The organism is Brevundimonas sp. (assembly GCF_016742135.1).
GTDB lineage: Bacteria > Pseudomonadota > Alphaproteobacteria > Caulobacterales > Caulobacteraceae > Brevundimonas.
On the sequence record NZ_JACVCG010000003.1, the window covers coordinates 57,414 to 73,101 of the forward strand.

The 15,688-nt window shown below is 66.7% G+C and carries 15 protein-coding genes and 1 riboswitch; of the genes, 10 read left to right on the top strand and 5 right to left on the bottom strand.

Annotated features, from left to right (window positions below; all coding sequences use genetic code 11):
* Window positions 1-37: 37 nt before the first annotated feature.
* Together ispG and IBJ06_RS07110 are read left to right on the top strand one after the other, a co-directional pair.
* Window positions 38-1,189: a flavodoxin-dependent (E)-4-hydroxy-3-methylbut-2-enyl-diphosphate synthase gene (ispG, locus tag IBJ06_RS07105; RefSeq protein ID WP_292158683.1), complete on the top strand. Its 1,152-nt coding sequence runs from the start codon at window positions 38-40 to the stop codon at window positions 1,187-1,189.
* Window positions 1,190-1,191: 2 nt separating this feature from the next.
* Window positions 1,192-1,791, top strand: a complete 600-nt coding sequence (locus IBJ06_RS07110) for a glutathione S-transferase N-terminal domain-containing protein (protein WP_292158685.1) — start codon at window positions 1,192-1,194, stop codon at window positions 1,789-1,791.
* Here IBJ06_RS07110 and IBJ06_RS07115 read toward each other — a convergent pair.
* Window positions 1,788-2,567 (bottom strand): sulfite exporter TauE/SafE family protein, encoded by a 780-nt coding sequence (locus IBJ06_RS07115; protein WP_292158687.1) that lies wholly within the window; start codon window positions 2,565-2,567, stop codon window positions 1,788-1,790. The genes IBJ06_RS07110 and IBJ06_RS07115 overlap by 4 nt on opposite strands.
* Before the next feature lie 186 nt (window positions 2,568-2,753).
* On the opposite strand from IBJ06_RS07115, the gene prfA reads away from it, so the two are divergent.
* Window positions 2,754-3,821, top strand: coding sequence for a peptide chain release factor 1 (gene prfA, locus IBJ06_RS07120; RefSeq protein ID WP_292158689.1), 1,068 nt, complete (start codon window positions 2,754-2,756; stop codon window positions 3,819-3,821).
* A gap of 4 nt (window positions 3,822-3,825) precedes the next feature.
* On the opposite strand, the gene IBJ06_RS07125 is transcribed toward prfA, so the two are convergent.
* Window positions 3,826-4,362: a hypothetical protein gene (locus IBJ06_RS07125; RefSeq protein ID WP_292158691.1), complete on the bottom strand. Its 537-nt coding sequence runs from the start codon at window positions 4,360-4,362 to the stop codon at window positions 3,826-3,828.
* Between the two features lie 163 nt (window positions 4,363-4,525).
* Here IBJ06_RS07125 and IBJ06_RS07130 point away from each other — a divergent pair, with 163 nt between their 5' ends.
* The 5 genes from IBJ06_RS07130 to IBJ06_RS07150 all read left to right on the top strand — a co-directional run bounded on the left by IBJ06_RS07130 (window position 4,526) and on the right by IBJ06_RS07150 (window position 10,070).
* Complete coding sequence (locus IBJ06_RS07130) at window positions 4,526-4,978, top strand: hypothetical protein (RefSeq protein ID WP_292158693.1); 453 nt, start codon at window positions 4,526-4,528, stop codon at window positions 4,976-4,978.
* Between the two features lie 35 nt (window positions 4,979-5,013).
* Window positions 5,014-5,844 carry a TIGR02587 family membrane protein gene (locus tag IBJ06_RS07135; RefSeq protein ID WP_292158695.1) on the top strand — a complete coding sequence of 277 codons (831 nt, stop codon included), beginning with the start codon at window positions 5,014-5,016 and terminating at the stop codon, window positions 5,842-5,844.
* Window positions 5,844-6,230 (top strand): hypothetical protein, encoded by a 387-nt coding sequence (locus IBJ06_RS07140; protein WP_292158697.1) that lies wholly within the window; start codon window positions 5,844-5,846, stop codon window positions 6,228-6,230. Before IBJ06_RS07135 ends, IBJ06_RS07140 begins: the two co-directional genes overlap by 1 nt.
* A gap of 16 nt (window positions 6,231-6,246) precedes the next feature.
* Window positions 6,247-6,353, top strand: a riboswitch (TPP riboswitch).
* 126 nt (window positions 6,354-6,479) lie between these two features.
* Complete coding sequence (thiC, locus tag IBJ06_RS07145) at window positions 6,480-8,285, top strand: phosphomethylpyrimidine synthase ThiC (RefSeq protein WP_292159377.1); 1,806 nt, start codon at window positions 6,480-6,482, stop codon at window positions 8,283-8,285.
* 156 nt (window positions 8,286-8,441) lie between these two features.
* Entirely contained in the window at window positions 8,442-10,070 is a 1,629-nt protein-coding gene (locus tag IBJ06_RS07150) for a reverse transcriptase domain-containing protein (protein WP_292158699.1), read from the top strand.
* Here the strand turns inward: IBJ06_RS07150 and IBJ06_RS07155 are convergent.
* Window positions 10,067-10,741 carry a DsbA family oxidoreductase gene (locus IBJ06_RS07155; protein WP_292158701.1) on the bottom strand — a complete coding sequence of 225 codons (675 nt, stop codon included), beginning with the start codon at window positions 10,739-10,741 and terminating at the stop codon, window positions 10,067-10,069. The genes IBJ06_RS07150 and IBJ06_RS07155 overlap by 4 nt on opposite strands.
* Window positions 10,742-11,203: 462 nt before the next feature.
* Here IBJ06_RS07155 and IBJ06_RS07160 point away from each other — a divergent pair, with 462 nt between their 5' ends.
* Both IBJ06_RS07160 and IBJ06_RS07165 read left to right on the top strand, forming a co-directional pair.
* On the top strand, window positions 11,204-12,463 hold the full coding sequence (locus IBJ06_RS07160; RefSeq protein WP_292158703.1) for a TIGR03862 family flavoprotein: 1,260 nt from the start codon (window positions 11,204-11,206) through the stop codon (window positions 12,461-12,463).
* Entirely contained in the window at window positions 12,460-13,602 is a 1,143-nt protein-coding gene (locus IBJ06_RS07165; RefSeq protein WP_292158705.1) for a serine hydrolase domain-containing protein, read from the top strand. Before IBJ06_RS07160 ends, IBJ06_RS07165 begins: the two co-directional genes overlap by 4 nt.
* On the opposite strand, the gene IBJ06_RS07170 is transcribed toward IBJ06_RS07165, so the two are convergent.
* Window positions 13,599-14,675, bottom strand: coding sequence for an alpha/beta hydrolase (locus IBJ06_RS07170; protein ID WP_292158707.1), 1,077 nt, complete (start codon window positions 14,673-14,675; stop codon window positions 13,599-13,601). The two genes, IBJ06_RS07165 and IBJ06_RS07170, sit on opposite strands and share 4 nt — an antisense overlap.
* Window positions 14,672-15,613 (bottom strand): methyltransferase, encoded by a 942-nt coding sequence (locus IBJ06_RS07175; RefSeq protein ID WP_292158709.1) that lies wholly within the window; start codon window positions 15,611-15,613, stop codon window positions 14,672-14,674. Before IBJ06_RS07175 ends, IBJ06_RS07170 begins: the two co-directional genes overlap by 4 nt.
* Window positions 15,614-15,688 lie beyond the last annotated feature (75 nt).

The following is a 15,688-nucleotide window of genomic DNA, read 5'->3' on the forward strand; positions in this document are numbered from 1 at the left end:
GGCAATCGGCGCCGATAAGGACTATCTGAACCCCGCCATGTCCGAGCTCTCCCACGTCCGCCCCTGGCGCCACATCGAGCGCCGCCCCAGCCGCCAGATCAGGGTCGGCAATGTCCCCGTGGGCGGCGGCGCGCCGATCACCGTCCAGTCGATGACCAATACGCCGACGGCCGATGCCGCAGCCACCATCGACCAGATCCGCCAGCTGGAAGCCGCCGGGGCAGACATCGTCCGCGTCTCCTGTCCGGATGAGGACTCCACCGCCGCCTTCAAAACCATTGCGCGCGAGGCCCGGGTGCCGCTCGTGGCAGACATCCATTTTCACTACAGGCGGGGCATTGAGGCGGCCCAGGCGGGCGCCGCCTGCCTGCGGATCAACCCCGGCAATATCGGCTCGGCGGACCGGGTGCGCGAGGTCGTCCAGGCCGCCCGTGACCACGGCTGTTCCATGCGGATCGGCGTCAACGCCGGCTCGCTGGAACGCGACCTGCTGGAGAAATACGGTGAGCCCTGCCCCGAGGCCATGGTCGAATCCGCCCTCAACCACGCCCGCATCCTGCAGGATCACGATTTTCACGAGTTCAAGATTTCGGTGAAGGCCTCCGACCCCTTCCTGACCGTCGCCGCCTATCAGCAACTGGCCGACGCCATCGACTGCCCGCTGCATCTGGGCGTGACCGAGGCTGGCCCCCTCCGGACCGGGACGATCAAGTCCTCGATCGGGCTGGGTGCCCTGCTGTGGGCCGGGATTGGCGACACCATCCGCGTCAGCCTCGCCGCCGATCCGGTCGAGGAGATCAAGGTCGGCTTCGACATCCTCAAGTCGTTGGGCCTGCGCCACCGGGGCGTCAACATCATCGCCTGCCCGTCCTGCGCCCGTCAGGGTTTTAACGTCATCGAGACGGTCGGCATCCTCGAGGAGCGGCTGGCCCACATCACCACCCCCATGTCGCTGTCGATCATCGGCTGTGTGGTCAACGGCCCGGGCGAGGCCCTCTATACCGACGTCGGCTTCACCGGCGGCGGCAAGGGCGCAGGCATGGTCTATCTGAACGGCAAGATCGCCCACAAACAGGCCAATGAGGGCATGATCGACGAGATCGTCGCCCGCGTCGAAGCCAAGGCCGCCGAGCTGGATGCCGCACGCCGCGCGGCCGAGGCCAGGACCGTGCTGGAACCTGCCGAGTGAGCATGAAACTCTACATCACCACCCCCTCCCCCTATGCCCGCCTGTGCCGGATCGTGGCGCGCGAGCGGGGCCTTGCTGACCGTATCGAGGAGGTGGTGGCCGATCCCTATGCGGATGATCCCGGCCTGATGGCGTCCAATCCGCTGGTCCAGGTGCCGGCCCTGATCGCGGACGACGGCCTGCCGCTGACCGACAGCCCGGTCATCTGCGAATGGCTGGATGCGCACGGAACCACCGGCCCCCGCCTGCTGCCGCCCGAGGGTCCGGAGCGCTGGCGGGTCCGCAGACTCCAGACCCTCGCCCATGGCGCGCTGGAAATGGGCGTCAAACGCGTGCTGGAGCGCCGCCGCCCCGAAAGCGAGCAGTCGCCGTCCTGGATCGACCGCTGGACCCGCAATATGCATCGCTCGTTCGACGCCCTTGAACAGGCCCTGCCCGACGATGATGCGCTCGACCTCGGCGTGATCGCCACCGGCGTCGCCACCACCTGGACCGGCTTTCGCCACCCGGACATCGACTGGCGCACCGGCCATCCGCGCCTCGTCGCCCTCACCGACCGGCTGGAAGCCCGGCCGAGCTTCTTCGACACCCGGCCGAGCTAAGGCACCCAGCCCGCCAGTTGCAGGCCCTGATAGACGGCCAGCACCAGAATCAGCCCGCCCACGATCAGGGTCAGAATGCGGGTCGGCACCGTCCGGGCGATCCAGCCGGCAAAGGGCGCGGCGATCAGCCCTCCGACGATCAGGCCCGCAACCGCCGTGGCATGGTCGCGAATCGCCCCCGCATCTTGCCAGTGACCGGTGACCAGGGCCCAGACGAAGGTCGCCGAGATTGCCACCGTGACAAAGAACTCCGCCGTATTGACCGTGCCGATCGCCATGCGCGGTTCCTTGCCGGCGCCAACCAGCGCTGTGGTGGCGGTCGGTCCCCAGCCTCCGCCGCCGATGGCGTCCATGAAGCCCCCGGCCAGCCCCAGCGGAAAGCCCCAGAAACTGCGGACATGGCGGGGTTTGCGGTCCTTCAGCCCCCTCAGAATGATCCATACCCCGATCACGCCCAGATAGATCAGGATGAAGGGCTTGATCACATTGCCCTCCAGCCCCGTCAGCACATAGGCCCCCAGCACCCCGCCGATCACCCCTGCAATGGTCAGGGGGATCCACAGCCGCCATGCCACATTCCGGTGCATCACATGCGAGGTCGCCGACGCCCCCGTGGTAAAGACCTCCGCCGCGTGAACACTGGCCGAGGCTGCGGCGGGCGGCACACCCACGGCCAGCAGCACCGTGTTCGACACCACGCCATAGGCCATACCCAGAGCGCCATCCACCGACTGGGCCAGCAGCCCGACCAGCAGGAACATCAGGAAGGTTTCCAAGGGAACTCCGCGACCGGCCGCATCACCACCGTCAGCACAACGGTTTCGGGGCATTATAGCTGCGCGCGGGCGGGCGTCGCTTGTAGGAAGGAAGGGCCATTCTCAATTCTCCCGGCAGCTGCCTCGCCCTTGGTATCCAACGCCCCGTCGCGCTAAAGCACCGGCTTCGTCCCCCAGGAGTTTCCCTTGCGACTTCCCCAGGCCCGTCTTGATCAGGTGATTGACCGCTTCCAGCAGGTCGAGGCGCGCATGGGTGCCGCCACCGACGGTCAGGAGATCGTGCGCCTGTCGAAAGAGCATGCGGAGATGAAGCCCATCGCCGACGCCGTCATGGCGCTGGCCAGGACCCGGGCTGAGATGGCCGATCTCGAGGCCATGGCGTCCGATCCGGAAATGGCCGAAATGGCCGTCGAAGAGCTGCAGACCCTCAAGGACACCCTGCCCGCCATGGAACGCGAGGTCGCCCTGCTGCTGGCCCCGCGCGATGCCGATGAACAGGCCTCGGCCGTTCTGGAAGTCCGCGCCGGCACCGGCGGCGACGAGGCCGCCCTGTTCGCGGGCGACCTGTTCCGCATGTACTCCCGCTATGCCGCCAACCGCGGCTGGAAGGTCGAGCTGGACTCGGCCACCGAGGGCGAGGCCGGGGGCTATAAGGAAATCATCGCCACCGTCTCCGGCGAAGGCGTGTTCGGTCGGCTGAAGTTCGAATCCGGCGTCCACCGCGTGCAGCGCGTGCCGGTCACCGAGGCCGGCGGCCGCATCCACACCTCGGCCGCCACCGTCGCCGTCCTGCCCGAGGTCGAGGACGTCGAGATCGAGATCCACGACAAGGACATCCGCATCGACACCTTCCGGGCCTCCGGCTCGGGCGGCCAGCACGTCAACAAGACGGACTCGGCCGTGCGCATCACCCACCTGCCGACCGGCATCGTCGTGACCAGCTCGGAAAAGTCGCAGCACGTAAACCGCGACAAGGCGATGAAGAACCTGCGCATCCGCCTGTATGACCAGCAGCGTCAGGCCAAGGATGCGGCCCGCTCCGACGCCCGCAAGTCCCAGGTCGGATCCGGCGACCGCTCCGAGCGCATCCGCACCTACAACTTCCCGCAAGGGCGGGTCAGCGACCACCGCATCAACCTGACGCTTCACAGCCTGCCCCAGATCCTCGAGGGCGACCTCGACCCCCTGCTGGACGCCCTGATCGCCGAGGACCAGGCCGCCCGCCTCGCCGACCTCGAGGCCGAGTTTTCCTAGGCAGTCAGTCGTAGGGTCTCATTTCGCTGAAGGATTTGCCATCGGTCAGAACGCCCTCACGGATGACCGCGAGGGGGCCAAGCAAAGCCGCCCACGTTCCCGCCCGTCGCGCCGATGCCATCAACGGCTCATCAGGCACGTCCTCGTTGGCACGTGCTTCAGTTGTCGTCACCAAAGTTTCCAGAAGCCTCTTACCTTCGGGCCCCACGAGCGGCCCCAAGTCAGCAATCCATGTCTCAGCGATCTGGCGCGTCGCCACGACCTCCTTGGCGCTGCACAGCCTAAGCAGATATTCCACGTCCTCTGGCGCTTCCTGCTGATAGCATTCGGGAAAGGCTGTGATCATGCACATTTCCCACTCGCGAGGCGCCCGTGTCGGAGACACGCCCTCCATGCAGGTGCGCCAGTTCTCTGCCTCCCGCGAAATCACGCACTTCTGCGACGTTCCAATCGCACAGGCCTCCCACGCCTCAATAGACAACGCCTCTTGAGGCGGGGCAGGCGCGCTGATCAACAGCGCGATAACGGCAGCCAGAACCATGTACTTCTCCCCTTCCGTCCACACGATCCTACGCTGGACCCGGGGAAGGAGGAAACAGGATGCCGAGTTTTCCTGACAGCGTCTGACGGACAGGCAGCAATCCTTGACCCCCAGTGCGGCGCGGGGTCCTGTGCGGCCATGATCGACCGCACGGGACGGGACCATGTCAAAGCCGCAGTTCGTCTTTTCGCGCGACCTGACCCATCCGATAAAATGCCCCCACTGCGGCGTCCGCTATGAGTTCACCCGCAAGGTCGAGGTCAAGCGCAACTCCGGCGGCCTGACCCGACCGGACGAGGCCATCATCCAGTCGGCCAACGACGAGCTCGACACCCTCGCCAAGGGGCCGGGAGGCGAGGTGGTCCGCTGCCCCTCCTGCCGGAAGCTTGGCCCGGGCATGCTGACCACCCACCTGCTGATCGGCCTGTTCATCGTCATCTGGATCGTCGCCTGCCTGGGTGCGGCGGCGTTGATCCTGTGGCTGGCGGCGGCCTCGGGCGCCCTGCTCTGGATGCTGGGCCTGCTGGCGCTGGCGGGGGCAGGCATCGGCGCCGTGGCCTTCATCATGTGGCTGTTCGGCGGCTTCATCACCAGGGGCCACCTGCCGCGGGGCTGAGCGGAGCCGTCTGACCCGGGGTGCGTTTAGGTCCCATGACGCGCGTGCTCCTGATCGACCCTGCACGGGAAGCGGCTTACGCCCGGGACCTCGCGCGGGCCTTTGGCGGAGCCCTGCTGTTCGCCGTGCCCCTGCTCATGACCATGGAGATGTGGCGCTTCGGCCTCTATCTCGACCGGGAGCGGCTGGCCGTCTTCGTGCTGGCCGGCCTGCCGCTGCTGTACGGCCTTGCCCACTATGCCGGTTTCAGCCGGGACCGGGGCTGGCTGCCCGACCTGCTGGACACCCTGGTGGCCCTCGCGGTCGGCTTTCTGACGGCGTGCTGTCTGCTGGCCCTGCTGAATGTGCTGCACACGGGCGCCACCCTCGGCCAGCCGTTGGGCCAGGTCGCGCTGCAGGCCATGCCCGGGGCCATCGGCGCCCTTCTGGCCCGGCGTCAGCTGAGCGGCGCGGAGGACTCCGGCGAACAGCGCGAGGAGCAGGCCTCCTATCCGGGCGAGCTGTTCCTGATGGTGGCCGGAGCCCTGTTCCTCGCCCTCAATGTGGCCCCGACCGAGGAGGTGCTGCTGATTGCTGTTCGGGCCACACCTTGGCACACGGCGTCCCTGTTGCTGCTCTCCCTCGCCCTCATGCACGCCCTGGTCTTTCACGTCGGGTTCGCCGGTCAGGAAGAGGCCGACCAGCCGGTCACCGCCTTCTTCCACTTCACCCTCGCGGGCTATGGCCTCGTGCTGCTGGTCAGCCTGTTCATGCTGTGGGTGTTCGGCCGCACCGAGGGTCAGGCCCTGTCGGAGATCGCGTCCATGGCGGTCGTGCTGGGCTTTCCCGCATCGCTGGGGGCCGCCGCCGCGCGGTTGTTGGTCTGATGGCCACCGCGCGCAAGGGCCCGAAGACCGAAACCGGCCGTCCGGTGCTGGAGTGGGTCATGGCGGGGCTGGGCCTGGTGCTGACGCTGGCGGCGCTGGCGCTGGTCCTGCGCGATGCCTCAAGCCGCCCTTCGCCGCCGTCGCTGGAGGTGCGCCTGGTCGAGGCCCGGCCCATGGGCGATCAGTGGGTGGCCGAGGTCGAGGTCACCAATCGCGGCGATGCCACCGCCGCCTCGGTCGAGGTCGAGGGCGGTCAGGCCCCCGACGTGGCCTCGGCCACGCTCGACTACGCCCCCGGCCACGGTCGAGAGCGGCTCAGCCTGGTGTTCGAGGCCCGCCCCGGCCCCGACACGCCATTTCGCATCCGGGGCTGGTCCGAGCCCTGAGATCAGCCTATCGTGCCCCTGTTCTCCGGGGGGCCGCGCAAGGCGGCTGAGATTGGACCGCGTCCTGACCCGTCGAACCTGATCCGGGTCATGCCGGCGAAGGGATGGGAACGGGCGGACCTCACGCCCGCAATCTGCCTGACGTCGGCGCCCTCAGACCGAGAGGCTGCCATGAACATCCACGTCCCCGCAGACACGCCCGCCGAACCCTCGTCCGATCTGGCGCTGAAGGAAGCCCGGGAGCAGGTCATGCGCGAGACGGGCACCATCCCGACCGGCGAGCGGGCGGGCAGCCGCAAGGTCTATGTGGCGGGCGAGCTTTACCCCGACATCCGCGTCCCCTTCCGCGAGGTCGCGGTCCACCCCTCGGCCAATGAGCCGCCGGTGACCATCTATGACTCCTCGGGCCCCTATACCGACCCGACCGTCACCATCGACATCAAGAAGGGCCTGCCGCACGTCAAATCCAGCTGGCAGCTTGACCGCGGCGACATCGCCCCTGTGGCCAACCCGCGCGAGGTCAAGCCCGAGGACAACGGCCATGCCTCGGGCCGCCACCTCGCGCCGCGCTTCGACACCTCGAACCACAAGGTCTTCAAGGGTGTGCCCGGACGTCCGGTGACCCAGCTGGAATACGCCCGCGCCGGCATCATCACGCCCGAGATGGAATATGTCGCCATCCGCGAGAACCTGCGCCGCGAGCAAACCGCGCCCTGCATCCGCGACGGCGAGGATTTCGGCGCCGTCATCCCCGACTTCGTCACGCCGGAGTTCGTGCGTCAGGAGATCGCCCGCGGCCGGGCCATCATCCCGCACAACATCAACCACCCCGAGGTCGAGCCGATGATCATCGGCCGCAACTTCCTGGTGAAGATCAACGCCAACATCGGCAACTCGGCGGTGCTGTCCAGCGTGGACGACGAGGTCGACAAGCTGGTCTGGGCCACTCGCTGGGGTGCCGACAACGTCATGGACCTGTCGACGGGCCGGAACATCCACAACATCCGCGACTGGATCATCCGCAACTCCAGCGTCCCCATCGGCACCGTCCCCATCTATCAGGCGCTGGAGAAGGTGAATGGCGTAGCGGAAGACCTTACGTGGGAGGTCTATCGCGACACCCTGATCGAACAGGCCGAACAGGGCGTGGACTATTTCACCATCCACGCCGGCGTGCGGCTTGCCTTCGTGCCGATGACCGCCAACCGCGTCACCGGCATCGTCTCACGCGGCGGCTCAATCATGGCCAAGTGGTGCCTCAGCCACCACAAGGAGTCCTTCCTCTACGAGAATTTCGCCGAGATCTGCGAGATCATGCGCGCCTATGACGTCAGCTTCAGCCTCGGCGACGGCCTGCGCCCCGGCTCCATCGCCGACGCCAATGACGAGGCCCAGTTCGCCGAGCTGCGCACCCTCGGCGAGCTGACGAAGATCGCCTGGGACCACGGCTGTCAGGTCATGATCGAGGGCCCCGGCCATGTGCCGATGCACAAGATCAAGGCCAATATGGATGAGCAGCTGAAGCACTGCCACGAAGCGCCCTTCTATACGCTCGGGCCCCTGACCACCGACATCGCCCCCGGCTATGACCACATCACCTCGGCCATCGGGGCGGCCATGATCGGCTGGTTCGGCACGGCCATGCTCTGCTACGTCACGCCCAAGGAGCACCTGGGCCTGCCCGACCGTCAGGACGTCAAGGACGGCGTCATCACCTACAAGATCGCCGCCCACGCCGCCGATCTGGCCAAGGGCCACCCCGCCGCGAGATTGCACGATGATGCGTTGTCACGCGCGAGGTTCGAGTTCCGCTGGGAAGACCAGTTCAACCTCGGCCTCGACCCCGAAACCGCCCGCAAATACCACGACGAGACCCTGCCCAAGGAAGCCCACAAGACCGCCCACTTCTGCTCCATGTGCGGCCCCAAATTCTGCAGCATGAAGATCAGCCAGGACATCCGCGACGCCGCAAAAGCCGACGAGGCCGAAAAGGGTATGGCGGAGATGAGCGCGAAATTCCGCGCGGGGGGGAGTGTGGTGGAGGTGAAGGTGTGAGGGCTTGCGCGAACGCCTTGGCCGTGGGTAACCTGCGGTGTACGAGCGTGGTTTGTATCTTGGTCGCGTTACTGCGGCCGCTTCGCGTCTACGGTGGTACATACGCCCGGCGAGGAGACAGTTGACGAGCATCCCGGTTACAACGGCACTGCCTGCATGGTTGATATCACGCTCGTACCACCCCGGCAGTCGCTTCGAGATATCACCACCACTCGGGAATTAGCCGCACTAATGGGAGTCAGTTACTCTCGTGAGTTCGCTTACATCCTTTATCGCTTCCCCCCTACTGGAAGGTATCGATCCTTCAATATTGCCAAGAAGAGCGGTGGCGACCGCCAAATCAATGCTCCGATACGACTTCTCAAGAAACTTCAGCGTCGATTAGTACCACTACTCGCTGAAATCTACGACGCTCCTCCATGTGTTAGAGGGTTTCAGGGAGGGCAATCAATTCTGACCAACGCCAGTGATCACGTTGGTCAGCGTTACGTGCTTAATCTTGATCTTAACGACTTTTTCCCATCCATACACTTCAAACGTGTTTCTGGCATACTACAGACACGCCGATATTCACTGAGCCGAGACGTGGCCGTTGCCATTGCGCAGATAGCCTGCCATGGCGGCCAGCTGCCGATTGGGGCGCCGACATCTGGTATCTTGGCGAATATGGTGTGCGGGCCGCTGGATTCCTCGCTTCTCAGGCTAGCTAAGGCGCATAAGCTGAGATATACACGCTACGCAGACGATATAACCTTTTCGACTTCAAATAGTCGACACCTGAATGAGGCAACCGGCATTCACGTCGGCGATCGCTTTGTGATTCGGGGGACTGAAGAGCTATCCGATTCATTCCACGCGCTGTTTACCCAGAACGGATTCTCACTTAATCCGAACAAGGCAGTCTTGATGTCGCGGCGCGTTCGTCAATCCGTTACAGGCTTAACTGTTAACAGGAAGACAAACGTATCTAAGGAGTTCTACAGAAACCTGAAATCGTCGATAAACGCAATAGAAAATTATGGATACGAAGCCGCACAGTCGGTTTACATAGATCGTTTTAGAAAACCTAACGAATCCCTACAACTTCGTGAGAATTTGCTGGGTAGATTAGCATTCTTGGGGCACGTGCTTAACTATTCAGAGCGCTACAATAAGCTAGCGCGTCGAACTGCTAGATTGTTCGAAGAGCGGTCAATACCTAGACCCCGTGACGATCGCGAGAAAGCAATTTACGTCCTCACCAACGAGCAAGATCTTATGATGGGGACCGCTTTCCACACTGGCGGAGGGAAATTTCTAACGGCCGCGCACATCTTTGCAGATCGACCTGGTGTTCTGCGTTGTGAATTAGCCTGCCCTCCGCACTACCCAGAGCAAATCACGGCAGTGGTTTCCCATATAGATCGCGAGCGAGACATCGCATTGGTACGGGCTACTGGCACGTTTGATTTGTCTCGTCATTCTATTCCAACAGACGGAAAGAGCGTTCGCATCGGTGACGACGTTTTTGCTTGTGGCTTTCCGCAATACGAAGACGGTAATAGCATTTCCACTATTTCCACGCGCATAACAGCTGAAAGATACATTTCTGGAAACCAGCGCCTTGAGGTGGACCGCCCCCTATCGCACGGATCAAGCGGCGGACCAGTTTTCAGTCGCGATGGATTTTTGGTCGGGCAAATCAACACTGGCCCACGAATTGGCGAGGATTACTCCCCAATGTCCTACACGATTACGCCCTTTAGACCGCACGCTGACCTAGTAGCGACTTGGTTGGCAGCTTAGAGGGCCTCCCCCGCAATCTTCCTCAACGCCTCTTCGAACACCGCCGCCGGTTGGCCGCCGCTGATCAGATATTTGCCCTCCACCACCACGGCGGGCACGGCGGTGATGCCGCGCGACCGCCACAGGGCCTCGGCCTCGCGGACATCGGTGGCATAGCGGCCGTCGGCCAGCACGCGGGCGGCCTCGGCGCGGTCCAGGCCAGCGGCCTCTGCGGCCTCGGCCAGCACATCGGCGTCGGGCAGGGGGCGGTTATCGGTAAAGTGGGCGCGGAACAGGGCCTCTTTCAGCGCCCTCTGCTCGGCCAGACCGACCGTGCCGGCCCAGTGCAGCAGCCGGTGGGCGTCAAAGGTGCTCCAGATGCGGCTGGTCTCGCCCATCTTCATTTCAAACCCGGGCCAGGCTTCCGCCGCCCGGTCGCGGATCATGGCGCGGTTCTTCGCCGACTGTTCGGGGGTCGATCCGTATTTCCGGCCAATGTGTTCGGTGATGGTCTCCCCCTCGGGCGCCATGTCGGGGTTCAGCTCGAACGGCTGGAAGTGGATCTCGGCCGTGATGCCCTCGGCCGCCAACGCCCCCAGCGCCGTCTCCAGCCCGCCCAGCCCCACCACACACCAGGGACAGACGACGTCCGAGACGAAATCGATATGGAGGGGTCTGGGCGATGCGGTCATGGGGAGCTCCTTTGGCCCTAGATGGGGGCTGACGGTCTGCGCAAAAGGTCAGCCGTCACGCGCCCGCCCGCGAAGCGGGTTCTTCACAGAGATCACAGAGAGCACACAGAGAAACACAGCGACCTCAGACCCGCACCGCCCCGCCGTGCCCTCTGTGCCTTCCTCTGTGTTCGCTGTGATGAACCCCTTACCTTCCCCCCGCACAACCGCCCGCCGTTTTTTCAAGCCTTTCAATGCCCCGGCCCGTTGCCGCACCCATCTGCCCAACCGGGTCGCCGCATCGCGTACACTGTCCGGTCAGCCCTTCCCCCTCGCGGCACGGAGACGCAATCCAGACCCTTCAGACGGTTCAGACGGTTCAGACGGTTCAGACGGTTCAGACGGTTCAGACGGTTCAGACGGTTCAGACGGTTCAGACGGTGTTGTCTCGCCTGGTCCCGGGGGATGGTCTAGACCCGCCCCATGACCCCGACGCCTGCCTTCCAGCCCGACCCCGCCGGTCCCGTCGTCATCGTCGGCGCGGGGCCCGCCGGGTTGATGGCGGCCGAGCGGCTGTCGGCGGCGGGGCTGGCGGTCGCGGTGCATGAGCGCATGCCCTCGCCGGCGCGGAAATTCCTGATGGCCGGGCGGGGCGGGCTGAACCTGACCCATTCCGAGCCGCCGGACCGCTTCCCCGACCGCTATGGCGAGGCCGCGCCCGGGGTCATGGCCTGGCTGTCCCGCTTCGGGCCGCAGGATCTGCGCGACTGGGCCGACGGCCTGGGGGCGGACACCTTTTTCGGGTCGAGCGGGCGGGTGTTTCCCCGGGCGATGAAGGCCTCGCCCCTGCTGCGGGCCTGGCTGGAGCGCCTGCGGGGCCAGGGGGTCAGGCTGCACACCGGCTCGCGCTGGGTCGGCTTTGAGGCGGGCGCGCCGGTCTTCGACCAGGACAGGGAGCGTCGCCGCATCGCCGCCCGGGCGGTGGTTGTGGCGACCGGCGGGGCCAGCTGGCCCCGGCTGGGCTCGGACGGGCAGGGCCGGGATGTGCTGGCCGATCTGGGCGTGCCCGGCCCGGCCTTTCGCCCCGCCAACGTCGGGGTGGACCTCGTCTGGTCGCCGGACTTTGCCGCGGCCCACGCCGGCCAGCCGCTCAAGGCCGTGGCCCTGACCGTCGGGCGGCACCGGGTGCGGGGCGAAGCCATGGTGACCCGCCGGGGGCTGGAAGGGGGCGCCGTCTATGCCCTCGGCCCCGCGCTGCGCCGGGCCCTGGAGCGCGACGGCGTGGCGCGGCTCTATGTCGACCTGCGCCCCTCGGAGACCGCAGAGGCGCTGGCCGGGCGGTTGGCCCGGGTGCCGTCCAGCCAGTCGCGGGCCAATCGCCTGCGCCGGGCCGCCCGCCTCCGGCCCGTGGAGGCCGCCCTCTTGCGGCAGGGGCCGCCCCTGCCCGCCGGGGCCGACGACCGGGCGCTGGCCGAGCGGCTGAAGGGGGTGCCGCTGGCCGTCACCGGCCTTCAGGGGCTGGAGCGGGCCATCTCCAGCGCGGGCGGGATCGACCGGGCGGCCCTGACCCCGGGCCTGATGGTCGCGGATCACCCCGGCCTGTTCCTGGCCGGCGAACTGCTGGACTGGGAGGCCCCGACCGGCGGCTATCTGCTGCAGGCCGTCATGGCCTCGGCCGTGGTCGCGGCCGAGGGGGTGCTGGACTGGATCGCGGCCGCCGGGCCCGTTAGGGAAGCGGAATGACCGACGCGCCCGAGATCCACGGCTCCTGCCCCGACCCCTTCGGTCCGGTCAGGGACGCCTTCGCCCGCAACTTCACCGACGGCCCCGAGGGGCTGGACGAGATCGGGGCGCGCTTCACCGTCTGCCGGGCCGGCGAGGTGGTGCTGGACCTGTGGGCCGGGCAGGCCGACAGCCTGAAGGGCCAGCCGTTCGGGCCGGACACGCTCGCCCCCGTCTTCTCGACGGGCAAGGCGGTCATGGCGCTGATGATCGCCTGGGCCGTCGAGCGCGGCCTGCTGGACTATGAGGCCCCGGTCGCCGAGGTCTGGCCCGAGTTCGGCCAGGCGGGCAAGGCCGACATTACGCTGGCCCAGCTGATGAGCCATCAGGCCGGCCTCGCGGGGCCGTTCCCGGCCATCGACCCGACCCTGTGGTTCGAGCCGGAAAAGGTGCTGGAGGTGCTGTGCCGCCAGGCGCCGCTGTGGGAACCGGGCACGGCCTCGGGCTATCACCCCATTACCGTCGGCTATCTGGCGGGCGAGGTGTTCCGCCGCGCCGACGGCCGGACCATGGGCCAGGCGCTCAAGGCCGACTTTGCTGACCCGGCGGGCCTCGACCTGTGGCTGGGTCTGCCCGAAGCCGAGCACGACCGCGTCGCCCGGATGAAGAAGCCGACCGCCGCCCCCGACCTCGGCCCAATCGACCCCATCAAGACCGCCGCCTTCCTCGACAAGGGCTCGGCCCCCGCCGGACGCGGATCGGCCGAATGGCGCAGGATGGAGATCCCCTCCGCCAATATGCATGCGACGGCCGAGGCCCTCGCGCGCATGCTGACGCTGGCCCTGCCCGAAGGGGTGGCGGGCAAGACGCTGTCAGCGGCGACGCGGACGGCCCTGATGAAGCCTCGGATCGCCGGCCCGGACCGGGTGCTGCCCTTTGACCTGTCCTGGGGGGCCGGGGTCATGCTGAACCAGGGCGAAGGCGCGGTGTTCGGCCCCAACCCCGAAACCGTCGGCCACTGCGGCTGGGGCGGGTCGTGCGCCTTTGCCGACCCCGGGACCGGCCTTACCGCCGCCTATGTGATGACGCGCCAGTCGCCGCACCTGATCGGCGATCCCAGGCCCATGGCCCTGATCCGGGCGCTCTACGCGACGCTCTAGGAGGTCTGCTGTTCCGGGGCGGCCGGCATGGCCAGCGGATCCGCAGGGGCGGCCGGTTCGGCCTCGACCGGCTGCACCGGCGACAGATCCTCGACCGGTGAGACATAGTCCGCCATGGCGTCGAACTCTTCTAGGAAGACCGCCCGCATGGGATCGGTCTCCATCAGCACCTCGTGCTTCGACCCGGGAACCTCGACATAGCGGCCGCGCCCGAGCCGTTTGGAGGCCCAGCGGTTGGTCTGCTTCCAGACGCGGTCGTCCTCGCCCGGCTGGACGATGGCGACGGGAATCTTCACGCTCTTGAGCGCCTTGGGCTTCAGCGCCCGCTCGCCGAGGTCGATGGCAAAGCCCAGCCAGCCCCAGGTCGGCCCCCCGACCGCCAGATGCGGGCAGGCGTACAGCTGCTGCCGCCACAGCTCATAGCGGGTCTCGTCCGAGGTCAGGGCGTCGTTCTCGAAGGTGTGCTCGAAGGGATCGTCCGGATCGTCCAGCACATAGTCGCCGGCCTTGCCGTGGCGCAGGTTCCAGCGCACCGCCAGCTTGACCGACCACATGGAGCGCTTGCCGGTCTTGATCTTGAGCATGGGGGCGCTGAGCACCGCGCCCGCGATGCGGCTCTCGCCCATCTCCAGGCTCATCAGGTTCAGCGCGGCTCCCATGGAATGGCCGACCATGATCCATGGCCTGGGTGCCCGGGTCTCGAACGCATCCAGCAGGCGGGCATAGTCATCGAGGAACTCCTCGACGGCCCGGGCATGGCCTTTCAGCCGGTCGGGCAGCAGGCGGGCCGACAGCCCCTGCCCCCGCCAGTCATGCGCCAGGACGCAAAAGCCGCGCGCCAGCAGATTGCCGATCACCTCGAAATACTTTTCGATCGGCTCGGTCCGGCCGGGGCTCAGGATGACCGTGCCGCGCGGCCGGGCAGCCACGAGGGCAGAGGGCGTCCAGAAAGCGGCGCGCAGGCGCAGACCCCCGGCGCCCCTGAACCACTCCCCCTCCCCGTGGGGGGGCGACGAGGCCCCGGGCACGCCCATCAGCGGGGCATTGGCGGCATAGGCAGCGACTCGGTTCACTCGGGTTTCCTGAATTTGAGCGTCATGCGGTCGCTTTCCCCGATCTCGTCATATTCCGTGCGGTCAAAGTTCGGGTTCGGCGGCTGGCCCTGGGGCGCGGTCAGTCGCATGGGGGGCAGGGTGTCGACGCCGAACGGATGATCGCGATCATCCCTTTCATTCGCGTTGATGTCCGAGGCGGCCACGAAGATGAAGCCGGCCTCGGCCGCCAGCTGGCGGACATAGGCCTCCTGGACATAGCCGCTGGCCGCGATCGGGTCCTGATCCTTCTCGGGCGACAGGCGATGCTGCTCGATCCCGAGGGTCGCCCCGGGGCGCAGGACGGAGAAGGCGTCGGCGAAGGCCTTTTCGGCGATGCCGGCCGCCATCCAGTGATGCAGCCGGCTCATGAACAGCACCAGATCGGCGGACCCAGCCTCGGCCACTGGTCCGCTGGTCGGACCGAAGTCGCTGAATTCGATAGTGCCGTACAGGCGGGGGTTCTCGCCGAAGACCTTCTCGTACTCGGTGACCAGCCTGGCCTGGACCGGATCGACGCCGAGCCCGGCCTGGACATTGGCGGCGACGTACTTTCCGCCGTTGCGGGCCAGATACGGGGCCAGAATCTGGGTGTACCAGCCGCTGCCCGGCCAGAAGTCGACGATCGTCATCCGGGGTTGAAGGTCAAAGAAGCGCAGGGTCTCGAACGGATGGCGCCATTCATCGCGGGCGCGTTCGGCCTCGGAGCGCCACGAACCGGCGATGGCCCAGGCCAGGCTGCCCTCGGGCGGGCCTTCGGGGACCGGGGGGGCATCAGGCGCGGGTTCTTCGGCCTTCTGCCGATCACCGCAGGCGGCGACCAGACCGGCCATGCCCGCGCCGAGGATCAGCCCCCGTCGCGAGGGCCGCATCAGGCCGGACACGGGAGGCCGGGTTACACGGAAGGTCGGATCGGGCATGTCGCGTTCCAGGGACACTTTCTCGGGTCGGTCACGGGTGGGCGACGCCGGGCAGGCCGACGGCCCGACCGGCTT

What these genes read in the sequence shown, in the direction of transcription:
- IBJ06_RS07150 (WP_292158699.1), top strand. Translation starts at nt 8,442, where the DNA reads ATGGTTGATATCACGCTCGTACCACCCCGGCAGTCGCTTCGAGATATC.
- IBJ06_RS07165 (WP_292158705.1), top strand. Translation starts at nt 12,460, where the DNA reads ATGACCGACGCGCCCGAGATCCACGGCTCCTGCCCCGACCCCTTCGGT.
- IBJ06_RS07135 (WP_292158695.1), top strand. Translation starts at nt 5,014, where the DNA reads ATGACGCGCGTGCTCCTGATCGACCCTGCACGGGAAGCGGCTTACGCC.
- IBJ06_RS07125 (WP_292158691.1), bottom strand. Translation starts at nt 4,362, where the DNA reads ATGGTTCTGGCTGCCGTTATCGCGCTGTTGATCAGCGCGCCTGCCCCG.
- IBJ06_RS07130 (WP_292158693.1), top strand. Translation starts at nt 4,526, where the DNA reads ATGTCAAAGCCGCAGTTCGTCTTTTCGCGCGACCTGACCCATCCGATA.
- IBJ06_RS07155 (WP_292158701.1), bottom strand. Translation starts at nt 10,741, where the DNA reads ATGACCGCATCGCCCAGACCCCTCCATATCGATTTCGTCTCGGACGTC.
- IBJ06_RS07110 (WP_292158685.1), top strand. Translation starts at nt 1,192, where the DNA reads ATGAAACTCTACATCACCACCCCCTCCCCCTATGCCCGCCTGTGCCGG.
- IBJ06_RS07175 (WP_292158709.1), bottom strand. Translation starts at nt 15,613, where the DNA reads ATGCCCGATCCGACCTTCCGTGTAACCCGGCCTCCCGTGTCCGGCCTG.
- thiC (WP_292159377.1), top strand. Translation starts at nt 6,480, where the DNA reads ATGCGCGAGACGGGCACCATCCCGACCGGCGAGCGGGCGGGCAGCCGC.
- IBJ06_RS07160 (WP_292158703.1), top strand. Translation starts at nt 11,204, where the DNA reads ATGACCCCGACGCCTGCCTTCCAGCCCGACCCCGCCGGTCCCGTCGTC.
- ispG (WP_292158683.1), top strand. Translation starts at nt 38, where the DNA reads ATGTCCGAGCTCTCCCACGTCCGCCCCTGGCGCCACATCGAGCGCCGC.
- IBJ06_RS07140 (WP_292158697.1), top strand. Translation starts at nt 5,844, where the DNA reads ATGGCCACCGCGCGCAAGGGCCCGAAGACCGAAACCGGCCGTCCGGTG.